Here is a 26,300-nt window from a genome sequence, read left to right on the forward strand (position 1 = left end):
GTCTAAAATGCGCTAAAATGGCTAATTAATTTAATATGGCTAACAATTATTATGGCTAGAATCAAAAAATCTCGTAAAGTTGGGCGCATAGGTGTTCCTAAAGAAAGTTGGGCGCCAAGGAAACCAAAAGATCCGAACAACACTAAACCTAAAAAGCATAAAGGCAATCCATCCGGAAGCCGCCATAGTGCCGTTGAGTTAAATCAACAAAGCCCTCAACAATCCAAACAAAATGATCCAAGAGTTGGCAGTAAAAAGCCGATTCCATTGATTGTAGAAGCAAAAGAGTTCAAGTCTAAACCTAAACCAAGCAAACCAAAGTACTTCTCTCCTGCTCAAGAATTAGCAGAGTTAGAAAATAATGACCGTTTAAATAATTTATTAGACGAGATGGATAGCGGTGTAGTTTTAAGTGCTGACGACAAACGTTATGTAGACAAAAAACTTGCTAGGCATAGAGAACTATGCGATTTGCTTGGCATTAATGGCGAAGCTGAAACAATAGGTGAGCAAGCTGAAAACAAAGAAGACGATCCTTTTGCCCGCTTTGAGTCTATTAATATCAATGAGTTTAAATAGGAGATAGAGTTTTGTCGGTTTTAGCCTATACCTTGGTTGCAATAGCCCTTTTGATCATTGCTTCACTAGCTTTTTATGCTGGAAAATTATTGTTTCAATTAAAACGCCAAAAAGATGTTCAACAAAAGGCCCGACAAGAACGTGTGGTTAGAATTATGGAAAGCGTGCACACAATTGCTTGGGCAGTAGAGCAACAGCAATGCAACTTATCTGAAGGGGCAATTAGACTGGTTAATTTGTTAGATAGCGTGCCAGTTGCTTCACCGCCTAACTGTCAGCGAGACTACCCTAATTTGTTTAATCTATTTTTAGCTGTTAGGGAATTGCCCACGCATCATCAACGTAAGGCTTTACCTCCTCAGGTAAGAGCACAACAGGATCAAAAACGCGAAGAGCAAGAGGCAAAATTAGAATCCAGCATTTTAAAAGAAATGGCAATGATAAGATCCTTAAGTTTTAGTTAATAATCCTCTTTTCCATTTGAGTAACAAGATTCCGGCCAATAGTGATAATTAAGCAAGTAAAAACCCTCGTCCTCAAAGGGGGAGTTAGCGTGACATACTGGGCCATTAGGTTTAGATTTGTAAAGCAGAAAGACTTGCAGCAAAGCTTATATTAAAACCATCAATTTGAGTTTCGACTTTATATATAGCTTGTTTAATTTTTGGTTTACTCTTGCTGATAACAATGGCAGTTCGTGGTGTGGTCATTAACAAGGCCCACCGCCTGCATAAATGCATAACAAATTGTAGTCCCAACAAAGCTAAAGCCTTTTTTCTTAAGGGCTTTAGCCATTAGGTCAGATTCAGGGGTGGAATTAGGCACTTCACTGGCATTTTTCCAGTGGTTTTTTATCACTTTGTGATCCACAAAGCTCCAAATAAAATCATCAAACAGAATTCCCTCTTGCTGCATTTTCAAATATGCGTGAGCATTGTTAATAATCGATTTTATTTTTAAGCGATTTCTGACAATGCCTTTATCCAACATTAACCGTTCAACATCGTCATCTTCCATCAATACGATTTTATTGGGTTCGAAGTGATGGAAAGCGGCTTCATAGTTTTGCTGTTTTTTGAGAATGGTAATCCAACTCAGTCCAGCCTGTTGCCCATCTAAACATAATTTTGCGAACAACTCTTTGGGATCTGTCACCGGTCGCCCCCAAACCTTATCGTGATATTCTTGATAAATGGGGTCTTTCCCCACCCAACTACAGCGTTTTATGTTCACACTCTTTCCTTTTTTAAGCCAAATTTTTGAGAACTTAGGCTCAACATGCATGTTTATTACAATATTCGGTGATTTAGCCTACATTCAAAGCAATACAAAAGGTATACTGGCGGGCATTTTTTTAGTAACCAATAATGTAGTGATTGTACATGCAAAAGTTTGATATAAAGACGTTTCAGGGTCTCATCCTCGCATTGCAGGATTTTTGGGCCCGTCAAGGTTGTGTAATTATCCAGCCATTAGACATGGAAGTAGGCGCAGGTACCTTCCATCCTATGACATTTTTAAGATCATTAGGACCAGAGCCGATAAGCAGCGCGTATGTGCAGCCTTGTCGCCGCCCTACTGATGGCCGTTATGGCGAGAACCCGAATCGCTTACAGCATTACTATCAGTTCCAAGTTATGCTCAAGCCATCCCCAGATAATATTCAAGAGCTTTACCTAGACTCATTAAGAGAGCTAGGTTTTGATCCCTTAGTACACGATATTCGTTTTGTGGAAGATAACTGGGAATCTCCTACTTTGGGTGCTTGGGGCCTAGGTTGGGAAATTTGGTTAAACGGCATGGAAGTGACTCAGTTTACCTACTTCCAGCAAGTTGGTGGCCTTGAGTGCGCACCAGTGACAGGGGAAATTACCTACGGCTTAGAGCGCTTAGCAATGTACATCCAAGGGGTAGATAGTATCTACGATTTGGTTTGGACGGATGGTCCTATGGGTAAGGTCACTTATGGCGACGTTTTTCACCAAAATGAAGTCGAACAATCTGCTTATAATTTTGAACATGCAGATGTTAAAGCCCTATTCGGAACCTTTGATCAATGTGAAAAGGACAGCCAACGGATGATAGAAGCTGGATTACCTCTTCCTGCCTACGAACAAGTTATGAAAGCATCCCATGCATTTAATATGTTAGACGCACGTCATGCAATTTCGGTAACAGAGCGTCAACGCTACATATTGCGTGTGCGTACTCTTGCCAAAGCGGTTGCAGAGGCCTATTTCCAGAGTCGAGAGAAACTCGGATTCCCCATGTGTAAAGACGACGCTAACAAGGGAGATAAAGGTAATGCGTAAAGAAAATCTGTTAGTTGAACTGGGTACGGAAGAACTTCCACCAAAAGCATTGAAAAACCTATCCCAGGCTTTTTCTGAAAATATCAAATTAGGTTTGCAAGGCGCGAACCTAGCTTTCGATCACATTGAAAGCTACGCATCTCCAAGACGTCTGGCTGTTAAAGTCATTGCCTTAGCAGAAAAACAACTTGATAAAGAAGTAGAAAAACGTGGTCCAGCTGTAAGCGCTGCATTTGATGACGAAGGTAATCCTACTAAAGCGGCTGAAGGTTGGGCGCGTTCTAACGGTATTAGCGTAGACCAAGCACAACGCTTAAAAACCGACAAAGGTGAATGGTTGTTACACGTTGCGAGTGTGGCAGGTAAAACACTACCCTCTTTATTAGAAGATATTGTTGCTACCGCACTAAAGAAACTTCCCATCCCTAAAGCCATGCGCTGGGGTGACAAAAGAATTCAGTTTATACGCCCTGTACACACCCTCTGTATGCTTTATGGAGATAGTGTGATTGATGGTACAGTTCTAGGCTTAAAATCCACTAGAACGATTAACGGTCACAGATTCCATGGTGAAAGCAGCTTTGAGCTAGCTCACGTTGATGATTATCAAAATCAATTAAAAGATCATTATGTTGTTGCTGACTATCAAACGCGCCAAGACATCATCAAGGAGCAACTACAAGAAGCAGCGGCTAAAGAAAACGGCGTAGTAGAGCTAGAGCAAGACTTATTGGATGAAGTGACTGCCTTAGTTGAATGGCCCGTGGTTTTAGTTGCCAATTTTGAAGACGAGTTTTTACAAGTACCTAAAGAAGCCTTAATTTATACTATGAAAGGTGACCAAAAGTATTTCCCAATGTTAAATGAAAACGGTGAGCTAAAATCACGCTTTTTGTTTGTAACTAACATTGAAAGTAAAGATCCTATTCAAGTTATTCAGGGTAACGAAAAAGTTATTCGTCCACGTTTATCTGATGCGCGCTTTTTCTTTGAAACTGATAAGAAACACACATTAGAAAGTCGCTTGGATAGTTTAGAAAGCGTCTTGTTTCAAAAACAATTAGGTACCTTAGCAGACAAGTCCCGCAGAATTTCTGAGTTAGCAGCAAAAATTGCTAAGCATATTGATGCCAACGAAACTCAAGCTGCTAGAGCTGGTTTGTTATCAAAAACCGATTTGATGACTGAAATGGTAATGGAATTCCCCGATGTACAAGGTGTTATGGGAATGCACTATGCCAATCACGATGGCGAAGATGAAGTGGTTGCTAACGCCTTAAACGAACAATATATGCCGCGTTTTTCTGGTGATGCCCTTCCCCAGTCTAAAGTAAGTTGTGCAGTCGCTCTAGCTGATAAACTAGATACCCTAGTAGGCATTTTTGGAATAGGTCAATTGCCTAAAGGTGATAAAGACCCATTTGCACTCAGACGTGCAGCCATAGGTATTCTGCGTATTGCTGTTGAGCTTAAACTGCCTATCGATTTAGCTGACCTCGTAGCGGATGCTTATCAGCTATTAAAAGAGAAAATAAGTAACCATGAAACCCAAGAACAAGTTGTAGATTTCATTTTGGGAAGATTTAGAACTTGGTATCAGGAACAAGGCATTGAAGTTGATGTCATACAAGCAGTACTTTCTCGACGTCCTACGGCACCTGCTGATTTTGATGCTCGTATCCACGGTGTGAAGCAGTTTAAGTTACTGCCTAGTGCCCAAGCATTAGCAGCTGCAAACAAACGCGTTGCGAACATTTTAGATAAGAATAATGTGTCCGATGAATATAAGTTAGATAACAGTTTGTTGGTGGAAGCACAAGAGAAGCACTTAGCAGATGAGATAGCCCGCATTCAAGAAGAAGCTGCGCCATTGCTTGCAAAAGGCGATTACGAAGCTGTGTTGCAGGTTCTATCGCAACTGGCGACCAGTATTGATGCATTCTTCGATAATGTAATGGTAATGGCTGACGACGATTCGGTTAAGAACAATCGCCTAGCGCTTCTATTACAATTACGTCAGCTTTTCCTTAAGTGTGCTGACATATCGTTATTAAGACACGAATAGAATAAAGTTGGGATCTAAATTGAAGATTATGAAAAATAAACTCGCCTTAATAGTTTTAGCCAGTACCTTTGTTTCAGGTTGCTCCACTACTTTTGTTGAGCAAATTATGGAAAAAGACTACCAAAGCTTTTATCTCCGAGGTGTTTTTACTTGGTGGGAAGCGGACGAGAACTATCGGATTGAAAAGGTAAATGGCAACCTTTATAAGGCTACCGTGAAGCTAATTGCTGACGGCCAGCCTTATGACTTTAAATTTGCTGATGAAAACTACACGCCTGGATATGATTGTGGAAGCCCCACAGGCACAGCAGGAAAAGTATTAACCGTGGGTAAAACAGCAAAGTCTTCCTGTGAAAATCCGGGGGGGAATTTTCAATTCACACCTAATGAAACAGGCGCATATGATTTTTTCATCGACTTTACCCACGACCAATCCCCTGTTGTTTACATCGAAAAAGCTTAAATTCTAATTAGTATCTAAATACTCACCTCTTAGGCAAACCTAAGAGGTGCTCTTCCAGAAAAGCTCCTGAATAATTCCCCCCTAAGAAGTGCAGATTAAGACCATCGTTCAGGCCTCTAAAGTGCTCCTCTAAAACTCAACCTGAGTTTGACTGCCATTAGGTTTATTCTTCCTAGTTCCTATGCAAGTCACCGTAACTAACAAATACCAGGCTATTTTTCTTAGGCATTCGAATGTAAGCGCAAAACTTAAAGAAACGTTCATTAAATTTAGGCAAAAAAAAGCGCCGAGGATAAAATCTTCAGCGCTTTTGATATCATTAGTATCAGAGATTTAAGTCTGCTATCAGACCCAAATACTATACGTCTAAGTTTGCTACTCGTAACGCGTTTTCTTCGATGAAGTTACGTCTAGGTTCCACTTGATCACCCATTAGCGTGGTAAACAATAAATCTGCACCTATGGCATCTTCAATGGTTACCTGAAGCATTCTACGATTATCTGGGTCCATTGTCGTTTCCCACAATTGGCCAGGGTTCATCTCACCCAATCCTTTGTATCGCTGAATATATTGCCCACGTTTTGACTCAGACATTAACCATTCCAATGCACTAACAAAATCAGAAACAGGTTTGGTTTTCTCACCGCGCTTAACGTAAGCACCCTCTTCCATAATGCCGTTGATTGCTGCATTAAGCTCTTTGATTTTTGTGTACTCAGTTGAATCTACAAAGTCGTGATCAAACTTATATTCAGTATCAATACCATGCTGACGCAAAATAATGGATATGTAATGACTACTGCGCTCTACGTCATCTTTTATTTCGAAGCTGTATGTAGCTCCATCAGATTCATCATCAGATAATGAAGCAATGTAAGTTTTACCGAAAGCTTCAAGTTTTGCAGGGTCATTTAGGTCAGACACTTCTAAAATATCACTATAGATCAGTTGATTAACTAAAACCTTAGGATATAACCTACTGATTCTATTGATCATTTTAACAGCTAAATGGTATTGATTAACCAAGTTTTCCAATGCAACTCCAGAGATACCAGGTGCGTCAGAATTAACATGAATTGAAGCGTCAGATAATGCAATTGACGTTAGATAATTGGTCAACGCATCATCGTCTTTAAGGTATTGTTCTTGTTTACCTTTTTTCGCTTTATAAAGCGGTGGCTGTGCAATGTAAATATAACCACGCTCTAGGATTTCTGGCATTTGACGGTAGAAGAACGTCAATAGCAATGTACGAATATGGCTACCGTCAACATCAGCATCGGTCATGATAATGATTTTATGGTAACGCAGTTTTTCAGGATCATATTCGTCACGACCAATACCACAACCTAATGCAGTAATTAAGGTAGCAACTTCCTGTGATGAAAGCATCTTATCAAAACGCGCTTTCTCAACGTTAAGTATCTTACCTTTCAGTGGCAATATTGCTTGGTTCTTACGGTTACGTCCCTGCTTTGCAGAGCCGCCCGCTGAGTCCCCTTCCACTATGTAAAGTTCAGAGTTAGCAGGATCTTTTTCCTGACAATCTGCCAATTTACCAGGCAATCCAGCTAAGTCTAAAGCACCTTTACGGCGAGTCATTTCTCTAGCTTTTCTTGCAGCTTCTCGAGCACGAGCAGCATCAATAATCTTACCAATGATGATCTTACTTTCAGATGGATTTTCCAATAGGAAATCTGTAAGGGCTTCACCCATTGCAGTTTCAACAGCAGGTTTCACTTCTGATGAAACCAGCTTGTCTTTGGTTTGTGAAGAGAATTTAGGATCCGGGACTTTAACGGAAATAACAGCCGTTAAACCTTCTCTTGCATCGTCACCGCTTGCGTTGGTTTTGGCTTTCTTGTTTAAGCCTTCTTTTTCCATGTAATTATTTAACGTACGAGTTAATGCTGCACGGAATCCAGCGAGGTGACTTCCACCATCTCGTTGAGGAATATTGTTGGTAAAACAGAATACATTTTCATTAAAACTATCATTCCATTGCATAGCCACTTCAACAGAAATGCCATCATCCCTTTCAGAAGTAAAATTGAAAATCTTAGAATGAACCGAAGTTTTAGCTCTATTTAAGTATTCAACAAAGGCTAGAATACCACCGTCATATTTGAAGTGGTCCTTTTTACCATCTCTGTCATCAGACAGTACGATGGATACACCTGAGTTTAGGAAGCTTAATTCTCTTAATCGTTTGGCTAGAATATCGTAGTGATATTCCACATTAGTAAAGGTATCTTCACTCGGCCAAAAACGAATTGTAGTCCCTGTCGTTTCAGATTCACCTACAGCTTTTAAAGGTTCTTGAGGCACACCATGGACATACTCTTGTTCAAAGACTTTACCTAAACGACGGATTTTCATAGTCAGTCTTTTTGATAATGCATTTACAACAGAAATACCAACACCGTGCAATCCACCGGAGACTTTATAGGAATTGTCATCGAATTTACCGCCGGCGTGAAGTACTGTCATAATAACTTCAGCTGCGGAGACACCCTCTTCTTCATGTATTTCTGTAGGAATACCACGACCATCATCTGAAACAGAAATAGAACCATCAGTATGAATTTTGACATTAATTTCCGAACAGTGACCAGCAAGGGCTTCATCGATTGAATTATCAACCACCTCAAAAACCATGTGGTGCAAACCTGTACCATCGTCTGTATCACCAATATACATACCAGGTCTTTTTCTTACTGCATCTAATCCTTTAAGTACTTTAATACTCGAAGAATCGTAGTTATTCTCTTCTGCCATTTGATTAGTTCTCCTCTCTCATATGGCCATGTTCCACGTGAAACATTTTCTTGTTTTTGTATTTCTCTATAAACAGTAATTGAGATCTTTCAATTGCTGTTATAAAAAGCTGTGTTTCATTTTCTAGTAACTTATCTATAAAAGATTCTCGCTTAGTCTCATCCAACTCAGCACCAATATCATCTAATAGAAACACACAAGACTTTTTTGTCTGACTACTTAGGTGCTGTATTTGAGCAAGTTGTAATGCCGCAACTAACATTCGCAGTTGACCGCGAGATAAGGTTTCTGAAACTTCAACGCCATTGCATTTCAGTTTGAGATCAGCCTTGTGCGGACCAACGCTTAGATAACCATTTCGGCAATCTCTTTCATATTTTCTGCTAATCGACTCTTCAAGCGAAGCGTCTTTTTCCCAACCCCTATGATACGAGATTTCCACCAAAAACTCAGGTAGAAATTGCAATAAATTGGCATTTATATGCGCCAAAATGCTATCTAGGTAAGCTTTTCTTAATTCTGTAAGGTGGTTTCCTACCTTTATGATTTGTTTGTCCCAGAATTGCATCTGAGTGCTATATTCGTAACTATTCGTCAAGGTGTTTTTACGAAGAAGCGCATTCTTCTGTTTTACTAATTTTTGGTACTCTTGTGACGTTTGTATAAAGGATGGTTCCACGTGGAACAATCCCCAATCTAAAAATCGTCGGCGTAAAGATGGACTGCCAATAATTAAATCTGAACTTTGGGGAGTAAATATTTGAATGGGAACGTGGCTTACCAGTTCCGACATTTTATTGGATTTATTGCCATTTACACTAACCAACAAAGAGTCGTCATTTTTGCGAGACATTCCAAGTTTTAATGAATTCTTAGAATCTGATACAACACTAAAAATGCTAAATTCAGGGGTATTGTATTGAATGACATTTTTATGTTTAAGAGTTCGAAATGAGCGGCCAAAACCTAAGTAGTGGAGAGCCTCTAAGAAAGAAGACTTACCACTACCGTTTTGACCAAATATAAAATTCAACGAAGGCGAAGGTGAAATGTCAACATTTTGCAGATTTCGAAAATGTTGTATCTGGACTTTGTCCAGCTTCATATAAAAATGTTTCCTAAATGACGACTACAGTCTCATGGGCATGATAACGTAAAGAGCCGAGTCATCAGCAGCATCTTCTATCAAAGCACTACTATTAGAATCCGCCAAGGAAATCTTAACGTTTTCAGAACCTAAAGAGTTAAACACATCAATTAGGTATGCAACGTTAAAACCGATTTCCAACTCCCCATCCCCTTCATAAGAAACATCAACAATTTCTTCTGCTTCTTCTTGCTCTGGGTTATTAGCGGTAATCTTTAATTCATTTTTAGAAAGATTTAAACGTACACCTCTAAATTTTTCATTAGATAAAATAGATGCCCGTGAGAAAGCATTCTTTAAAACGTCTTTGCTGGCCTCAATGATTTTATCGCCATCTTTAGGAAGTACTCTGCGATAATCAGGGAAACGACCATCAACTAATTTACTAGTAAAAATGAAATCAGTAGAAAAAATTCGAATATGATTTGAACCTAATTGCACCTTAACCAAGTTGTCATCAGCTTCAATAAGGCGACTTATTTCCAAAACTCCCTTACGAGGAATAATAACCTGTCGACTAGGCAAAGGAGATGCAGTGTATTTCAAACGACACAAAGCCAATCTATGACCATCAGTGGCAACAGTACGAATAATATCTTCTTCAGTTTCAAGACTCATTCCATTCAAATAATAACGGACGTCTTGCTGTGCCATTGAAAACTGTGTGCTTTCAATTAAATGTTTAAGGTTAGCTTGGGAAATTTCAAACTCAGTTTCCCCTTCCCAATCTTCTAAATTTGGATAGTCGCTAGCTGACAATGTAGATAATGAATAACGACTGCGACCGGAACGAATTAGAGCTTTATTACCATCAACTTCAAATTTAATTTCGCTTTCATCACCTAAACCACGGCAAATATCAAAAAGTTTTTTGGCAGGAACTGTAATTTCGCCTTCCTCAAATTCCCCTGTTAAGGTCACGTTAGAGATTAGCTCTACCTCTAGATCCGTACCTGTTAGCCAAAGTGAACTATCACTGACTTTAATGAGTACGTTAGATAATATCGGTAAAGTATGACGTCTCTCTACAGCACCAGAGACTAATTGAAGAGGTTGAAGAAAATTTTCCCGACTGATGGTGAATTTCATTTATAAGCTCGTTTTTTATTTTAAGAAGATAATGTGCGAATAAGGTTCTGATAGTCTTCTTTTATATCATGACTTTCATCTCTTAGCTGTACTATTTTTCTGCATGCATGCAAAACAGTAGTATGGTCCCTTCCCCCAAACGCATCTCCAATTTCTGGAAGGCTATGGTTGGTTAGTTCTTTCGCTAACGCCATTGCCATTTGCCTTGGTCTAGCCACACTGCGACTGCGCCTTTTTGACAGAATATCTGCGATTTTAATTTTATAGTATTCAGCTACCGTTTTTTGAATATTATCAATAGTAACTAACTTTTCCTGAAGTGCTAACAAATCTCTAAGTGCTTCACGCACAAAATCTATTGTTATCGCTCGACCGGTAAAATTCGCATTTGCAATAACACGATTTAGTGCACCTTCTAATTCCCTTACATTTGAACGTAAACGTTTAGCAATGAAAAATGCAACTTCATCAGGCAAGTTGATTTTATTCTCTAACGCCTTGCGATTTAAAATCGCTACCCGAGTTTCTAGCTCAGGTGGTTCGATGGCAATGGTTAATCCCCAACCGAAGCGAGATTTTAGACGATCTTCTACCCCATCGATTTCTTTTGGATATCGATCAGAGGTGAGAATGATTTGTTGATTACCTTCTAACAACGCATTAAAGGTATGAAAAAACTCTTCCTGCGAACGCTCTTTATTAGCGAAAAATTGAATATCATCTATTAATAACGCATCCACCGAACGGTAATAACGTTTAAAAGATTCAATGGCATTATTTTGTAATGCTTTAACCATATCTTGAACAAAACGTTCCGAATGCATGTACACCACAGTAGCGTTTTTCTTTTTGGCAATAATGCCATTACCCACTGCGTGCAATAAGTGAGTTTTACCTAAACCCGTTCCGCCATAAATAAATAATGGGTTATATGCACCACCTGGATTATCAGCCACCTGAGTTGCAGCGGCTCGTGCTAGTTGGTTTGATTTACCCTCAACAAAGTTATCAAACTTGTAGGTAACATTAATATTACTCTTGTGAGCCTGACTAGATACAGTAGCTTTCTGATTAAAGTCCTTGTTATCAGGTTTTTGCGGTTCGGCACTTCTTTCATTAGCTAAAAGTTGACCGACATTATCTTTGGATGTATTAGCTACACCATTATTAACAGTAGATTGGTTATTTGAGGTGTTGTTATTATTTGGCGAAAAGTTTGCACCTTGTCTAGCCGTAACTTCCAATAACAAACTGGGTGCATCAGAACCACAAAACTCTTCAAGCAGTTGGGTGATTCGGCTGTGATATTTATCGCGTACCCAATCTAGTACAAATCGATTAGGAGCAGACAAAGTTACGTAGAGATTATCTTCTGAAACTTTTAGCGGTCTTATCCACATACTAAATTCTTGCGTAGAAAGATCGTGTTGAAGACGATCAAGGCATCTATTCCATAAAGACATTAAAACAAGTCCGTCACGAGGCCATTAACAGCCCGATAAAAGTTAAAATAACTCGATAATTGAAAGCACCCGACTAAGTGTGAATTGTCCAATTATTGTTCTTTTTTAGCCCTTTTGCGTAAAGGGTTGTGAATTATCTCGCATTCCCCCCACCAAGTGCAATACTGAATTGAACTTAATTTGCCAAACAGGTAACAAATAACACCCATCCCGTTGTTTTAATTATATATTTTAAAATATTATGAAAATTAAAATACATTTAACTTTATTTTATTTCGATTTAAAGGTAGATAAAAATACGCTATTTAAAATCACTATTTAAGAAAATAGATTGGAATGTTGTGGATAACATCAACTAAATTAAAACAGTTATCAACAGTTGATAAATTTTTTATAAAAATAAACTCAATTAATTTAACGATCTTCGCGATCAATGATTGACAAGTACTATAAATATCTCTAGTATTCCGCATCCTTTTTGAGCGCAATGGTTAAACGTCTATTGAAGTTCATTTTATATTAACCTTTATGTATCGGGACTAGGTCATGAAAAGAACATTTCAACCAAGTAACTTAAAGCGTAAGCGTTCACACGGTTTTCGTGCCCGTATGGCGACAAAGAATGGACGTAAAGTCCTTGCTAATCGTCGTGCTAAAGGCCGTGCTCGTTTATCAGCCTAATTTCTCAAAGTGAGTGAAAATTCGTTTTCTCGGGAGCTAAGACTTTTAACTCCCACTCACTTTGAAAAAGTCTTTCAAAAAGCCATACCCTCAGTTTCACCTCAACTCACTGTGTTAGGCCGTTTTAATCAGCTAGATCATCCTAGGCTGGGTATTACTATATCCAAAAAACGCGTCAAGAAAGCCCACGATAGAAATCGCATTAAACGTCTTATCAGAGAAAGTTTTCGCATGCATCAACACCAATTGCCAAACACTGATATAGTTGTTGTCGGTAAAAGTGGCTTAGACACAATGACGAATCAACAAATCACATTGTTGTTAGGAAAATTATGGAAAAAGCTCTCAAAGCGTTGCGCGCAATCCCAGTCTGGTTGATTCGTCAATATCAGCGATGGATTTCTCCTATGCTAGGGAAAAATTGCCGATTCCATCCAAGTTGTTCTCAGTACGGTATAGAAGCAATTTCCAAACATGGGTTTTGGGTAGGAAGCTGGCTAACAATTAAAAGAATGAGTAAATGTCACCCCTTACATCCAGGTGGTATTGACCATGTACCAGAAAATAAGGCGAAAAAACACGAATGAACTTATCATTTGCCTCATTTGCCTATACTATTTCGCCCTGTAAAAAATGAGATGTAATAAATACGTTCATAAATAGACTAATCTATTTGTGAAAAGCTAAATGCGATAGTAAAAAATCGCAAAATTGAACACGTAGTTAAAGAGTATTATATGGAATCCCAACGCAGTTTTTTGATAATTGGCCTAGCATTGGTCAGTTTTCTATTATGGCAAGAATGGCAAAAGGACTATGGTCCTCAACCAGTTCAACCTGCTCAGATAGTTGAACCCGCCCCTTTGTCCACTCCTAGTTCTGATTTACCTCCTTCGACTATTACAGACGACAGCGGTGATGTACCAGAATCGACAATAGTTGAAAGTGTCAACCCAACAGCCACACAAACTAACTCTGTGGTTCATGTTTTATCAGACACCTTAGACCTATTAATTGATACCCGCGGCGGTGACGTAGTTTCAGCCAATCTTCGTAAGTTCCCTGTTACACAAGGATCTGACGATTCATATAGCTTATTACGCCCAGACGCAGTTAGTTTGTATATTGCACAAAGTGGTTTAGTTGGCAGAGACGCAATTGATTCGAAAAAAGGGCGTCCAGCTTACGTAGTGAGTCAACAAGAATTCGTCATGGAAAATGCAGAGTTGATAGTTCCTTTAAAATGGACTTCTGCTGATGGTGTGGTCGTAACGAAACGATTCATCTTCACTCCAGGTCATCACGACGTTAAAGTCGAATACGAAGTGGTTAACGGCAGTTCACAAGTTAAACAATATCAACAATACGGTCAGTTAAAACAAGCTATTGAAGGTACTGAAAGCAGCATGTTTATGCCGACCTATCGTGGTGGTGCATTTTCTACTCAAGATGATCGTTATTCAAAATTCTCTTTCGATGATATGGAAGATGAAAAGCTAAAAGAAACAACCGTTGGTGGTTGGGCTGGCATGTTGGAACATTACTTTGTTTCTGCATGGGTACCACCTCAAGAAGACACAAACCAGTTGTACAGTACAGTGGTTCAAGCTCGATACGCTGCTATTGGTTTCAAAGGCGCACCTGTAGAAGTAGCACCTGGTGACTCAACTACCATTTCAAGTACTCTTTACATGGGTCCTAAAGACCAAGACGCTTTGGCTAAAATAGCCCGCGGTTTAGACCTCACAGTTGACTACGGTGTTCTTTGGTGGATTTCTCAACCTCTGTTCGCGTTACTTCAGTTTATACAAAGTATCGTAATTAACTGGGGGCTAGCCATTATCATCATCACTATTATTGTTAAAGGGGCGATGTACCCGCTAACTAAAAAGCAATACGAGTCTATGGCTAAGATGCGTAATTTAGCGCCTAAAATGGCACAGCTAAAAGAACGTTTTGGTGATGATAGACAGAAAATGTCTCAAGCCATGATGGAAATGTATAAGAAAGAGAAAGTAAACCCTATGGGTGGCTGCTTCCCTCTACTTCTACAAATGCCAATCTTCTTAGCTCTTTATTGGGTACTATTGGAAAGTGTGGAACTCAGACATGCTGACTTTATATTCTGGATCACAGATTTATCCGTTAAAGACCCCTACTTTGTATTACCCGTACTAACCGGCTTGAGCATGTATTTGTTGCAAAAACTGCAACCAATGACCATCCAAGATCCGATGCAACAGAAAATTATGCAGTGGATGCCAGTAGCAATGAGTTTATTCTTCTTCATTTTCCCTGCTGGTTTGGTTTTATACTGGTTGATCAGTAACGTGATTACGTTGGTACAAGCTAAAATTATTTACTCGTCCATGGAAAAGCGTGGATTAAAAGCTAAATAAAGCGTGTATGGCAATAAATAAAATTGAAAGCCCGCCATTGCGGGCTTTTTTGTCTATGTTTACAGGTTTACAATATACCCAAAATTCGTACAGGAGAAATAAATGCCCTCTTTTGACATTGTTTCAGAAATCGACATGAACGAAGTTCGTAATTCAGTCGACAACGCCAATCGTGAACTCAGCACCCGTTTTGATTTTAGAGGGGTGGAAGCCTCAATAGAATACAAAGATGAATCAGTAGTGCTAACAGCTGAAGGTGACTTTCAACTTCAACAACTAACAGACATGCTACGTAATGCCTGTTCTAAGCGTAAGTTAGACACTAATGCCATGGATCCGCAAGATACAGTACGAAGCGGCAAGACACACCGTCGCACCGTCAAGTTCAAACAAGGTATTGAGCAACCTATCGCGAAAAAAATTGTGAAGTTGATTAAAGACAAAAAAATGAAAGTGCAAGCTAGCATTCAAGGCGATCAACTTCGCGTGAATGGTAAAAAGCGTGACGATTTACAGGCAGTAATGGCTTTACTTAGAAGTGAAGATTTAGGTCAACCATTGCAATTTAACAACTTCCGCGACTAGTCAGGCAATACAATTTTGGAATTACCAACTGATACTATTGTTGCTCAAGCCACTGCCCCAGGCCGTGGTGGTGTGGGTATTGTTAGGGTTTCAGGTCCCCTAGCAACAACCGTTGCCGCAGAATTGCTAGGCAAAGAGTTAACGCCCAGAAAAGCAGAGTATTTGCCATTCCTAGATGAACACAAACAGACCTTGGACCAGGGGATTGCATTATTCTTTGCAAATCCCCATTCGTTTACCGGTGAAGACGTACTCGAACTGCAAGGTCATGGTGGTCAAATTATTCTAGATTTGCTGATAAAGCGAATACTAACAATACCCAAATTACGTATGGCAAGGCCGGGTGAGTTCAGTGAGCGAGCTTTTTTAAACGATAAGCTCGACCTAGCCCAAGCAGAGGCCATAGCAGACTTAATTGATGCTAGTTCAGTGCAAGCTGCTAAAAGCGCCATGCGGTCGTTACAAGGCGAATTTTCGGCCCATATCCACCAGCTGGTGGAAAAAGTCATTCACTTAAGAATGTATGTGGAAGCCGCCATTGATTTTCCTGAAGAAGAAATCGATTTTTTGAGTGATGGCAAAGTGGCAAATGATCTCAACGACATCATTGCCCAAATGCAGAATGTTAAACAACAAGCTAAACAAGGTAGTTTGTTACGAGAAGGCATGCAGGTGGTGATTGCAGGTAAACCCAATGCGGGTAAATCGAGTCTACTCAATGCCTTGGCTGGACGTGATGCAGCCATAGTAACGGATATTGCAGGCACCACTCGCGACGTACTTAAAGAACATATCCACTTAGATGGTATGCCATTGCATATTATTGATACCGCAGGACTCAGAGAAAGCGAAGACAAAGTAGAACTAATCGGCATCCAGCGAGCCTGGCAAGAAATACAGAAAGCCGACCGCGTGTTATTTATGTTAGATAGCTGCGAAAGTGACGAAAATGATCCCCATAAAATCTGGCCCGAGTTTATGCAAAAACTGCCGAAAAATATGGGGCTTACTTTGGTCAGAAACAAAGTGGATTTGTCGGGGGAGTCTGTCGGCTTTGAACAACATGGCGATACCCCAGTCTACCGAGTATCAGCCAGTTTAAATCAGGGCATTGACGCCTTGGCTGAGCATCTCAAACAATGTATGGGGTTTGATCAAAGTTCTGAAGGACAATTCATTGCCAGAAGAAGACATTTAGATGCCATAGAACGAGCAGCAGAGCATTTAGAGATTGGGCAACAGCAACTCCATGACCATATTGCCGGCGAAATTCTGGCCGAAGAGCTAAGGTTAACCCAGCAAGCGTTAAATGAGATTACCGGTGAGTTTAGTTCAGATGATTTGCTCGGACGTATTTTTTCTTCTTTTTGTATCGGTAAGTAAAAGGCAATAACATGGCAAATTTTGAAATCATTGTAGGTACTATGTTAGGCGCAAGCGAATATGTTGCCGATGCCTTACTAGAAACCTTGGAAGCTAACGGACATAGTGCAACAATCCATTTAGATCCTGATATTGCTGATATCCCCAGTAGCGGCAATTGGTTAATATGCACCAGCACCCATGGGGCCGGAGAATTACCCGATAATATCCAACAATTTGCCAAACAAATTAAACAAAAAGCATTGCATGATGTGGAATTTTTAGTGGTTGGTTTAGGTGATAGTAGTTATGACACTTACTGTTATGGTGCCAAAACAATGCAAGAACTATTACTAAACAGTGGAGCAAAGTTACTGGCTCCAGCAATTCATATTGATGTACTCAACCACCCTATCCCTGAAGAACCTGCCGTAGAATGGCTAACCTCTTACTTGCAACAAATTTAGTTTAGGTATTATGAATTCATCGGAACAAGCGGCACTCACCCAAGCACTTAGCAACGACGCTAGAGTCTTGTATTTGCTCGGCTTGCGTCCAATTGCAGATGAAAAAACAGGACTCACAGCACCACTTAATTACAAACAATTAATTGCACTTTTAAATGGTAAAAACAACGAGTTTACCTTGGGAAGGCAAATAAATGGGCTGATTAAAGAACTAGTAAAACACCAGCTAGTTGAAATTGAACCAGACGCTTCATTAGATAAAAGCTTCAATCAACAATGTATTCGGTTACCGCTGCTAAATATTAAACAAGACGACTACCCTAGCCTTCATTTACAATGGAGTGGCATGACAGCAAATTGGAAACCCCATCAGGCTGCATTTGAAGATTTAGCGTCTCTAATTGGGATTATTGATAAAGACTACAGCCAGCATGAATTAGGCGAATTTATTGCCTATTGGATGGGACGACCTGAACTACAATTTAGTCAATATCAATGGACTCAGAAATTCGTTTTTCAGATAAAACAAAGGCGAGTGGCCAGTGGCGTTAAAAATGTGCAAAAGGTAGGCAACCAGTGGGTCACACCTAAAGCCGGTGTTGAAGCGGACGATAACGCCAAGCAATTAGTGGCCAAATATAGTAAAAAGCAACCATAGAAGAGCGGAAATACGTGGACAGTATCAAACAAAAACTAGATCAATTGGCGAGAGCTTTAGGTAAAACCAATGTTCCTGATACCTATACTGACTACAAAGAGGTGCGCGCCCAATACGAGCGTTTAGCCAACGAAGACGTCAAAAAAATGCAACAAGAAGCCAAACTAAGACGTATTCAAGAAATCCATGGACGCTCTGATCTCAATCCCAAATGGAATTTCCAAACCCTGATAGAAGACAGTGATGACGTAATTGAAGCGGTCAGTATTGCGCAATCATTTATTGCCGCACATGATGATCCTATTTGGCGCTCAAGTGGCTCCCATATGATGATTTTCTATGGTGATTATGGCCGCGGAAAATCGCATATTGCAGGCGCAATAGCCCACCAGCTCATAGATCAATATGAAATATCAGTATTGTACAGACAGCTTTCAAGCTTATTGGAAATGCGCTTCTTTTCTTATGATTACAATGCAACAGATAACGTCGCAGAACAATTTAGAGAAATACAGAAAGAACTTTTAGACGTAGATCTATTAATTCTCGATGAAGTCTGTGTTAACGAAACAATGCTGAAAAAGAACACACAAAGTTGGTTGGGAAACCTGTTACGTCAACGCCTGGTTAATCATAAAAATTGTATATTGATCACCAACCACAATTTAGCTGAATTAGAAAATGCCTTGGGTAAGTACTGTTTTGAATCAATCAAAGAATACGACACATACAAAGTGAAATTTTCTGGTCCTAGCCGCCGCAGAGAAATTATCCCTCAAGCTCCAGAGCCGATGAATGTTAGCAGTGGTTATCAACCAAACCAGGTAAAATAACAAGCTGTGCTCTTCGGGATTTATCCCAGCAATGGAGCGCTAGCAAAAGGAATAGCTACATTTGCTTCTGTGTATTGAACGTTAAGTTTAATCCAGACTTAGTACTTTTTCGGCGGTGTATTCATTGGTGATAAGTCCGTTAATCATCTTAGATCTCAGGGCACCAAGAATAGCATCGACTTTATCCTGACCGGCAGCAATACCAATCACTGGTTTATCAGAGCTTACCGCTAAGGGAGTGCTGGCCACTCTATCATTTACTGCACAATCCAATAACTTACCATTGCGATCAAATACCCAGCTAATGATCTCGCCGACCGCTCCTTTTTTCTGTAATTCTTTAAGCTCATCTTTGGTGATAAAACCATCCAACATCAACGGCGAATTAATACCAAGATTACCAATACCCACAAAAGTCACATCTGCATTAGCCGCTAATGCCAGATTACTAGCAATATTGCGTTGTGAATGTAATTGCTCTTTTTCTTCTTTACTACGAGGCAGCACTGGTAAAGGCATAGGATAATGTTTGGCCTTAATATGCTCTGCCATACGCACCACAACATCGTAAGGTGAAGCAGAACCATCTAATGCCATATTTCCCAGCAACGCGACAATCTTATGTTGCTCACAGTCCAAAGATGATAGCTCATCAACACAAGCCCGCAATACCCGACCCGTTCCCATTGCAAGCACTTTAGGTTGACTCGATTTTAAGAACTTTTCAATTTCATCTGCACCGGCTTGAGCTAATCCTAAGGTAGAATCAGATTCGTCACTAGGCACGACTTCACAACTAATCAATCCGAAGCGATCTTTAAGTTTAACGGCTAAGTCCATGCATTTTGCTATAGGATGATCTAAACGTACTTTAATTAATCCCTTGCTTACTGATAAAGCCACCATGCGTTGAGCAGATTGACGGGAAACATTAAGTTTTTTAGCTATTTCATCTTGCGTTTGGCCGGCAACATAATACAACCAACCCGCTCGTGCAGCTTCATCTAGCTTGCGCATTTCAGCATTTGTTAACTTAACCACTTTTACCTCTTTTTAACTCGCCATTGGTTTGCTTGAACTAAGTGAAGGAAGCAATTCAAATAATTGCTGCCATTCAAATATGGTTTTCACATTATTAGCGATATCCGCTTCTAATAAACCTTTATGTTTTAAATGACTTGCACCGGCGTACTTAATAACCTTCATGTTCGCCGCAATCGCACCTTGAATTCCTGCTTGGGAGTCTTCAATAACTAAACAGTTTTTTGGTTCAACACCTAATTTCGAAGCTGCATGTAAAAATATATCCGGAGCAGGTTTACCATTTTTCACTTCTGAAGATGTAATTACTCTATCACCAAAGAAGTCCGTCAAACCTATGGTTTCTAATGCAAACTTAACCCGTTGAGGACTGCTACTAGTGGCAACACAACTGTTAATATGCAACTTAGATAACATCTCTTTAAGTCCATCAGTAGGCATTAATTCTTCAGCAAAAACCTGTAACAAAGCCTTTAAATAACTAGCACGAAACTGCTCGGTTAGATGCACAGAATAATCAATCAATACCCGTTCGGTAACAGATTTAAAGCTTTGACCGAGAAAATACGTATCGAAGTAACTATCAGAGATACTTACGCCGAGATCTTCGAACATTGCTAGCAACACTCGCTTACTAAGAATTTCACTATCAATTAAAACCCCATCGCAATCGAAAATAACCAATTCAATTGAAGACTGTGAAAGCGAGGTGTTAATTTGAGACATGACAGTATTACCATTCAAGAAGATTACGACAAATAATGTTTTAACGTACTACAAGTACCGACATCCCGTAAACTGTTCAACCAATTAGAAAAGTGTTGAACAAAGTTATCTTGGTCGCCAAGTGTCCCAAATATATTGTGCATTTGCAAAAATATAAATGGATTATATTTTGCTAATATTGCCTGATTTATCAATCTATTAGCTTGTGCGTCCTGAATTGTTATCGCACTTTCAGGATCCGCTACTTTTGCACATAGACGGCACCACAAAGCGATAACTAAAGCTAACCCTTTACAATATTTCCCTTGGTCTAAGTTAGCTTGAACTATGGGTAATATAAATTTAGGTAAGCGATTGGACGCATCTTGACATAATATTGGAACTGTATCTCGCACTTCAGGATTTGAGAAACGCGATTCAATTAGTTCACGCGCTGGCGTAGAATATTTTCTTCCAATGTGACCCATTTCAAATTAATACCAGGATTTTTACTTTCGAAATCACTACTCAATTCTTTCATGGTGATCATGTCACCATTGTTGACTGTTGCTATGGTGATTGTTTCAGCACATACCACTGTGCTGAGTGTCATACAGACAGAAGCTAATATAGATAATTTTTTTAACATCGGGTGTACCCCTTTATTTGCTTTTAATAGCCTCGTTTAAATTAACTAAACGAGGCCTTTTTAAATTGAATGTTTTTGTTACCAAATCACATTCGTTCTTCACCAAAACCGATGGGCAATAAAAATTATAAATGAGCCAATGAAAATATATGGTCATATAATCACATGCTGAGCATATTCTTAAATAAGAAGAATTTAGTCAATCTTTAATTAACAATTAATTTTCATTAGTTAATAAGACTGACAGCTAAAATCAATTTAATATTTATTTAAGTAATTGTTATAAAATAGAATATTTAAAATGCATCGTTATATAGATGTTAGTTTAATAATTATCTATTTGTTAAAAGAGTTCAGTTGATAAAGTAAAAAACGATAGATTTTTTCAAACATTTAAAAAATGTTGATGGGAAAATATTGACACAAAGGTTAATAAATTAACCTTTTACAAGTGGATGATTTAGCTCCGCGAGTTGATTTGGAATTTTCATGGCCTAAAGGCCAAGCTACAGGTTTGGTTATATTAATGTTCCCTGTAGGTGAGTGCTTTAGCCTCGCGAATTGGATTTGATATTTCCACGGCCTAAAGGTCAAGCTACAGGGTTTTGTTATATTGATCCCCTGTAGGCGGGTGCTTTAGCCCCGCAAATTGGATTTGATATTTTCATGGCCTGAAGGCCAGGCTACAGGGTTATGTTATATTGATGCCCTGTAGGCGGGTGCTTTAGCCCCGCGAATTGGATTTGATATTTTAAAGACAAGATTACAATTTTTTGATGGATACGCTGCCACCACTGGTATGTAATTCTAAGGTGGGGCCACCGCCATTTATTTCGCCACGGATAGATTGCTTTTTAACCCTACCATCCACATCGAAATCCGAACGTACTCGTCCGCCACTCGTAGAAGCATCAATATCAATAGCTACAGTATCGAGTAAGTATGCAGTAATAGAACCACCAGAGGTTGATAACTCCGCATTTTTATTGGGTTGCTTAGTCATAGTCACACGAATGCTTCCGCCGGAGGTATGAGCATCTATTTCACCATTAATTTCTTTGGTTTTGATAGATCCACCCGAGGTTTTTAACAACACATCACCGCTAATATTACCTACATTAATATGGCCACCTGATGAGTGTGCATCAATATCTCCAATGAGATCATCTATTTCTATAGAGCCACCAGAGGTATGTAACTCCAAGTCAAAGTTTTTAGGCAGTGTAATCCGATATTCAGCACGAATATCCCTGTTCCAGCCCCACTTTTTAATATTAGCCATTTTCCCCAAAACGTGAACATTATTATCTTGTTCTTTAAAGGTCACTTCTAATTCATCACCATCATCACCTTTAATCTCCACCTCCAAAAGTACAGTGTCTTTATTATGGCTTACAATAACTAAACGCCCCACATCAGTACGAAGGAATAGTTTGCCACCACTTTCCACATCAATACTTTCATTGATGGTTCTAGCGGACAGATTGAAACTCATTAGCAATAATAACGTCGATAAAAGTGTCAGTATTTTAGGATTATTGGTAAACATAGGGCTCTCTAATATTGGTTTGCTTAGGTAGTGAGTCGCAATCTATGATTAAAAGGTTTAAATAATAGAATAAATATGGTTATAACCTTTATATTTCCATGGCCTAAAGGCCAGGCTACAGGGTTCTGTTATATTGATGCCCTGTAGGCGGGTGTTTAGCCCCGCGAGTTAGGTTTGATAGGTTCATGGCCTGAAGGCCAGGCTACAAGGTTCTGTTATATTAAGGCCCTGTAGGCGGGTGCTTTAGCCCCGCAAATAGTATTTATATTTCCATAGGCTGAAGCCCATGTTACAAAAATTCATTAATGATGATGGTAGATCCACCAAAATTCTATGAGATAAAATCTCAGGTTTTAATTTAAAATCGCGATCAAAGTACTAATATTTCCCATTTTTCGATCTGATCTAAATTAAAAACGATCTTTTTTTGAGGGTAAATCACCTCTTTTAGGCTGTGTATAACTTTATGTATAAACCTTGTATATCCTGAGGTTATCAACTGGACAGAAAAATAGAAGATCGCACTTGTGGATAAGATCGCTATTTATCCACATATTATACGCAATTGATCAACTATTGATCACAGCATACGATCGTAAATAAATAATTGATTTAATTGATAAAAAAATCCTTACTAACAGATCAAGCCTTGCTTAATAATAATAAAAATAATCTATATAGATAAAGAGATCATAAAAATTAGTGACTAAGAGATCGGCTTAGATCTAACAAAATATTTAATTCACAAACCGCAATATTTCTATCCTTGCAGGAATTTTAAGCATTTCTATTTGGATCAAATAAGTATAAAATACGCGCCCTTTTTTTAAATGGCGATCGATCCGTTGATCATCAATGTTTAAAGTTCATACGCGAGTAAGCGAAATTCGAGGCATTTATGTTTTACCAACAAGAATTTGATGTGATTGTAGTCGGCGGAGGCCACGCAGGTACTGAAGCTGCTCTTGCTGCTGCGCGTATGGGAGTCAGAACGTTATTGCTTACCCACAATATCGAAACCTTGGGTCAAATGTCCTGTAATCCAGCCATAGGCGGGATCGGAAAAGGTCATTTGGTTAAAGAGATCGATGCACTTGGTGGGGCAATGGCCTTAGCTACAGACAAGGCTGGAATTCAATTTCGTACTCTAAACTCGAGCAAAGGACCTGCAGTTAGAGCAACTCGTGCTCAAGCCGATCGATCTCTATATCGTTTAGCAATACGATCTACCCTTGAACACCAAGAAAATCTTACTATTTTTCAACAATCTTGTGATGATCTAATCGTTGAAAATGATCGTGTAACCGGCGTAGTCACCCAAATGGGCTTAAAATTTAAAGCCAAAACTGTAGTGTTAACCGTGGGCACTTTTTTGGGTGGAACCATTCATATTGGAATGGAAAATTACAAAGGTGGAAGAGCTGGCGACCCCCCTTCGATCGCTTTAGCGGATCGGTTACGAGCTTTACCTTTTAGAGTCGATCGCCTTAAAACCGGTACTCCTGCTCGTTTAGATTCTCGCACCCTAAACTATGATGCAATGCAAGAACAGCCTGGTGATACGCCACTACCCGTAGTTTCTTTCATGGGAAAAGTAGAAGACCATCCACGCCAAATTTCTTGTTACATCACCCATACAAATGAAAAAACCCACGATATTATTCGTGGCGGTTTAGATCGTTCTCCCATGTATACCGGTGTGATCGAAGGTATTGGGCCAAGATACTGCCCTTCTATTGAAGATAAAATTAATCGCTTTGCAGATAAAAATTCCCATCAAATATTTGTTGAGCCAGAAGGTCTAAATAGCATTGAGATCTACCCTAATGGAATTTCCACCAGCTTGCCATTTGATGTGCAATTTGATCTGGTGCGATCAATTAAAGGGTTTGAAAACGCGCATATTATTCGTCCTGGTTATGCTATCGAGTACGACTTTTTTGATCCCCGCGATTTAAAACAATCTTTGGAAACCAAATTTATCCAAGGTCTATTTTTCGCCGGGCAAATAAATGGTACTACCGGTTATGAAGAAGCTGGGGCACAAGGTTTGCTTGCTGGCGCCAATGCTGCATTGCAAGTACAAGAAAAAGACTCGCTTATTTTGCGCCGCGATGAAGCTTATGCGGGTGTGCTAATTGACGATCTTGCCACCATGGGAACCAAAGAACCTTACAGAATGTTCACCAGCCGTGCTGAATATCGTTTATTGTTAAGAGAAGACAATGCCGATGTTCGTTTGACTGCCAAAGGGCGTGAAGTTGGCCTAGTTGATGATGTTCGTTGGGCTGCCTTTAATCAAAAAATGGAAGCTATTGAACAAGAGAAACAGCGTCTCAAGAGTACTTGGATACACCCCAATCATGCTGCTACTGAAACCTTGAACCCATTATTGAAAAATCCAGTGAGTCGAGAGCATTCCTTGGAAGATTTGATCCGTCGACCTGAAATGACCTATCAAAAATTGATGAAGATTGAAGGTTTAGGCCCGGCTTTGGAAAATCCACAAGCGGCAGAACAGGTTGAAATTCAAATTAAATATGCGGGTTACATCGAACGCCAAAAAGATGAAATCGCCAAAAGTTTACGCCATGAAAACACTTTGTTACCCATGGATTTCGATTACAGTACTATTTCCGGCTTATCCAACGAGGTTGTTGCTAAGTTAACGGAAACGCGACCTGAAACTATTGGTAAAGCGACCCGTATATCCGGAATTACCCCAGCGGCAATTTCACTATTATTAGTCCATTTGAAAAAACAAGGCTTGTTGCGCAAAGACAATAACAGCAACCTGCAAAGCGCCTAATGAACGAACTTAAAAGTAGTTTATTGTTAGCCTTTGACCGTGCCGTACAACCTTTATTAATAGAGGTTAATGAACAACAACGGCAAAGCTTGGTGGATTTTGTGCTACTGATGAACAAGTGGAATAAAGCTTATAATTTGACATCAGTACGGGATCCACAACAAATGTTAATCAAACATATTGTTGATTCCATCGTGGTAGCGCCTCACTTAGACCGAAATCACTATATTGATGTGGGAACAGGACCAGGCTTACCCGGTGTCCCTTTATCGATAATGCATCCTGATAAACATTTTGTTTTATTGGATAGTTTAGGTAAACGAGTTCGCTTTATGAAACAAGCAGCGTTCGAGTTAGATTTAAAAAATATAGAGCCTGTTCAATCCCGTGTAGAGCAGTATTCCAGTGATACTCCACTGGATGGGGTATTGAGTCGAGCATTTGCATCGATAAAAGATATGTTGCACTGGTGCCAACATCTGGTAGATTCACAAGGTGAATTTCTTGCATTGAAAGGTCAATATCCAGAACAAGAAATAGCGCTTCTACCTGAGGGATTTGAAGTGTTAGAATCTATTAAGTTAGATATTCCAGTACTTGAAGGCGAACGTCATCTGATAAAAATCAGAAAAGTTAGTTAGTGCCTACTACTTTAATCAATACCT

At 39.5% G+C, this 26,300-nt stretch carries 25 protein-coding genes and 1 pseudogene; 16 read left to right on the plus strand and 10 right to left on the minus strand.

Annotated features, from left to right (window positions below):
• The first annotated feature begins 51 nt into the window (after positions 1–51).
• Positions 52–579, plus strand: a complete 528-nt coding sequence (gene yihI, locus AB6T38_RS17375) for a Der GTPase-activating protein YihI (protein ID WP_372548508.1) — start codon at positions 52–54, stop codon at positions 577–579.
• Positions 580–590: 11 nt separating this feature from the next.
• On the plus strand, positions 591–1,043 hold the full coding sequence (locus tag AB6T38_RS17380; protein WP_372548509.1) for a DUF2489 domain-containing protein: 453 nt from the start codon (positions 591–593) through the stop codon (positions 1,041–1,043).
• Positions 1,044–1,248: 205 nt separating this feature from the next.
• Here AB6T38_RS17380 and AB6T38_RS17385 read toward each other — a convergent pair whose 3' ends face one another.
• Positions 1,249–1,812, minus strand: coding sequence for a DNA-3-methyladenine glycosylase I (locus AB6T38_RS17385; protein WP_372548510.1), 564 nt, complete (start codon positions 1,810–1,812; stop codon positions 1,249–1,251).
• Positions 1,813–1,961: 149 nt separating this feature from the next.
• Between AB6T38_RS17385 and glyQ the strand changes: the two genes are divergently transcribed.
• From glyQ to AB6T38_RS17400, 3 genes are read left to right on the plus strand one after another with little or no spacing between them, the layout of a single operon-like run.
• Positions 1,962–2,891: a glycine--tRNA ligase subunit alpha gene (gene glyQ, locus AB6T38_RS17390; RefSeq protein WP_372548511.1), complete on the plus strand. Its 930-nt coding sequence runs from the start codon at positions 1,962–1,964 to the stop codon at positions 2,889–2,891.
• Positions 2,884–4,956, plus strand: a complete 2,073-nt coding sequence (gene glyS / locus AB6T38_RS17395) for a glycine--tRNA ligase subunit beta (RefSeq protein ID WP_372548512.1) — start codon at positions 2,884–2,886, stop codon at positions 4,954–4,956. The genes glyQ and glyS overlap by 8 nt, the downstream gene beginning before the upstream one ends.
• Positions 4,957–4,984: 28 nt before the next feature.
• Positions 4,985–5,419 (plus strand): hypothetical protein, encoded by a 435-nt coding sequence (locus AB6T38_RS17400; RefSeq protein ID WP_372548513.1) that lies wholly within the window; start codon positions 4,985–4,987, stop codon positions 5,417–5,419.
• Between the two features lie 358 nt (positions 5,420–5,777).
• Here the strand turns inward: AB6T38_RS17400 and gyrB are convergent, their stop codons facing one another.
• From gyrB to dnaA, 4 genes are read right to left on the minus strand one after another with little or no spacing between them, the layout of a single operon-like run.
• The gene (gene gyrB / locus AB6T38_RS17405) at positions 5,778–8,198 is read right to left on the minus strand and encodes a DNA topoisomerase (ATP-hydrolyzing) subunit B (RefSeq protein WP_372548514.1); all 2,421 of its coding nucleotides are present in this window, start codon (positions 8,196–8,198) and stop codon (positions 5,778–5,780) included.
• Between the two features lie 4 nt (positions 8,199–8,202).
• Complete coding sequence (gene recF / locus AB6T38_RS17410) at positions 8,203–9,303, minus strand: DNA replication/repair protein RecF (protein ID WP_372548515.1); 1,101 nt, start codon at positions 9,301–9,303, stop codon at positions 8,203–8,205.
• Positions 9,304–9,327: 24 nt separating this feature from the next.
• Complete coding sequence (dnaN, locus tag AB6T38_RS17415; protein WP_348491676.1) at positions 9,328–10,434, minus strand: DNA polymerase III subunit beta; 1,107 nt, start codon at positions 10,432–10,434, stop codon at positions 9,328–9,330.
• A gap of 20 nt (positions 10,435–10,454) precedes the next feature.
• Positions 10,455–11,897 carry a chromosomal replication initiator protein DnaA gene (gene dnaA, locus AB6T38_RS17420; protein WP_372548516.1) on the minus strand — a complete coding sequence of 481 codons (1,443 nt, stop codon included), beginning with the start codon at positions 11,895–11,897 and terminating at the stop codon, positions 10,455–10,457.
• A 546-nt stretch (positions 11,898–12,443) separates the two neighbouring features.
• On the opposite strand from dnaA, the gene rpmH reads away from it, so the two are divergent.
• The 9 genes from rpmH to AB6T38_RS17465 all read left to right on the plus strand — a co-directional run bounded on the left by rpmH (position 12,444) and on the right by AB6T38_RS17465 (position 18,882).
• Positions 12,444–12,578, plus strand: coding sequence for a 50S ribosomal protein L34 (gene rpmH / locus AB6T38_RS17425; protein WP_008842504.1), 135 nt, complete (start codon positions 12,444–12,446; stop codon positions 12,576–12,578).
• A gap of 9 nt (positions 12,579–12,587) precedes the next feature.
• Entirely contained in the window at positions 12,588–12,956 is a 369-nt protein-coding gene (gene rnpA / locus AB6T38_RS17430; RefSeq protein WP_348491678.1) for a ribonuclease P protein component, read from the plus strand.
• The gene (gene yidD / locus AB6T38_RS17435) at positions 12,911–13,165 is read left to right on the plus strand and encodes a membrane protein insertion efficiency factor YidD (protein ID WP_372548517.1); all 255 of its coding nucleotides are present in this window, start codon (positions 12,911–12,913) and stop codon (positions 13,163–13,165) included. The genes rnpA and yidD overlap by 46 nt, the downstream gene beginning before the upstream one ends.
• A gap of 150 nt (positions 13,166–13,315) precedes the next feature.
• Positions 13,316–14,977 (plus strand): membrane protein insertase YidC, encoded by a 1,662-nt coding sequence (gene yidC / locus AB6T38_RS17440; protein WP_372548518.1) that lies wholly within the window; start codon positions 13,316–13,318, stop codon positions 14,975–14,977.
• Positions 14,978–15,079: 102 nt separating this feature from the next.
• On the plus strand, positions 15,080–15,562 hold the full coding sequence (locus AB6T38_RS17445; protein ID WP_372548519.1) for a YajQ family cyclic di-GMP-binding protein: 483 nt from the start codon (positions 15,080–15,082) through the stop codon (positions 15,560–15,562).
• 15 nt (positions 15,563–15,577) lie between these two features.
• A complete protein-coding gene (mnmE, locus tag AB6T38_RS17450; protein WP_372548520.1) occupies positions 15,578–16,945 on the plus strand; it encodes a tRNA uridine-5-carboxymethylaminomethyl(34) synthesis GTPase MnmE in 1,368 nt (455 codons plus the stop codon).
• An 11-nt stretch (positions 16,946–16,956) separates the two neighbouring features.
• On the plus strand, positions 16,957–17,391 hold the full coding sequence (gene mioC / locus AB6T38_RS17455) for an FMN-binding protein MioC (protein WP_372548521.1): 435 nt from the start codon (positions 16,957–16,959) through the stop codon (positions 17,389–17,391).
• Between the two features lie 10 nt (positions 17,392–17,401).
• Positions 17,402–18,049 carry a DnaT-like ssDNA-binding domain-containing protein gene (locus tag AB6T38_RS17460; protein WP_348491684.1) on the plus strand — a complete coding sequence of 216 codons (648 nt, stop codon included), beginning with the start codon at positions 17,402–17,404 and terminating at the stop codon, positions 18,047–18,049.
• A 14-nt stretch (positions 18,050–18,063) separates the two neighbouring features.
• Positions 18,064–18,882: an ATP-binding protein gene (locus AB6T38_RS17465; RefSeq protein WP_348491685.1), complete on the plus strand. Its 819-nt coding sequence runs from the start codon at positions 18,064–18,066 to the stop codon at positions 18,880–18,882.
• An 87-nt stretch (positions 18,883–18,969) separates the two neighbouring features.
• On the opposite strand, the gene AB6T38_RS17470 is transcribed toward AB6T38_RS17465, so the two are convergent.
• From AB6T38_RS17470 to AB6T38_RS17490, 5 genes and pseudogenes are all read right to left on the minus strand, one after another.
• Complete coding sequence (locus AB6T38_RS17470; RefSeq protein WP_372548522.1) at positions 18,970–19,923, minus strand: sugar-binding transcriptional regulator; 954 nt, start codon at positions 19,921–19,923, stop codon at positions 18,970–18,972.
• A 12-nt stretch (positions 19,924–19,935) separates the two neighbouring features.
• Entirely contained in the window at positions 19,936–20,649 is a 714-nt protein-coding gene (locus AB6T38_RS17475) for an HAD family hydrolase (protein WP_372548523.1), read from the minus strand.
• A 23-nt stretch (positions 20,650–20,672) separates the two neighbouring features.
• A complete protein-coding gene (locus AB6T38_RS17480; RefSeq protein WP_372548524.1) occupies positions 20,673–21,116 on the minus strand; it encodes a hypothetical protein in 444 nt (147 codons plus the stop codon).
• Positions 21,077–21,277, minus strand: a pseudogene (locus AB6T38_RS17485) (sugar ABC transporter substrate-binding protein); the annotation flags it as partial. The pseudogene AB6T38_RS17485 and the gene AB6T38_RS17480, both read right to left, overlap by 40 nt.
• Before the next feature lie 763 nt (positions 21,278–22,040).
• Positions 22,041–22,826 (minus strand): DUF4097 domain-containing protein, encoded by a 786-nt coding sequence (locus tag AB6T38_RS17490; protein ID WP_372548525.1) that lies wholly within the window; start codon positions 22,824–22,826, stop codon positions 22,041–22,043.
• A gap of 898 nt (positions 22,827–23,724) precedes the next feature.
• On the opposite strand from AB6T38_RS17490, the gene mnmG reads away from it, so the two are divergent.
• Both mnmG and rsmG read left to right on the plus strand, forming a co-directional pair.
• Positions 23,725–25,635: a tRNA uridine-5-carboxymethylaminomethyl(34) synthesis enzyme MnmG gene (gene mnmG, locus AB6T38_RS17495; protein ID WP_348491694.1), complete on the plus strand. Its 1,911-nt coding sequence runs from the start codon at positions 23,725–23,727 to the stop codon at positions 25,633–25,635.
• A complete protein-coding gene (gene rsmG / locus AB6T38_RS17500; protein WP_372548526.1) occupies positions 25,635–26,276 on the plus strand; it encodes a 16S rRNA (guanine(527)-N(7))-methyltransferase RsmG in 642 nt (213 codons plus the stop codon). The genes mnmG and rsmG overlap by 1 nt, the downstream gene beginning before the upstream one ends.
• Positions 26,277–26,300: the final 24 nt, after the last annotated feature.

It is taken from the genome of Aliiglaciecola sp. SL4, assembly GCF_041538045.1.
In the GTDB taxonomy this organism is placed as follows: Bacteria; Pseudomonadota; Gammaproteobacteria; order Enterobacterales; family Alteromonadaceae; genus Aliiglaciecola.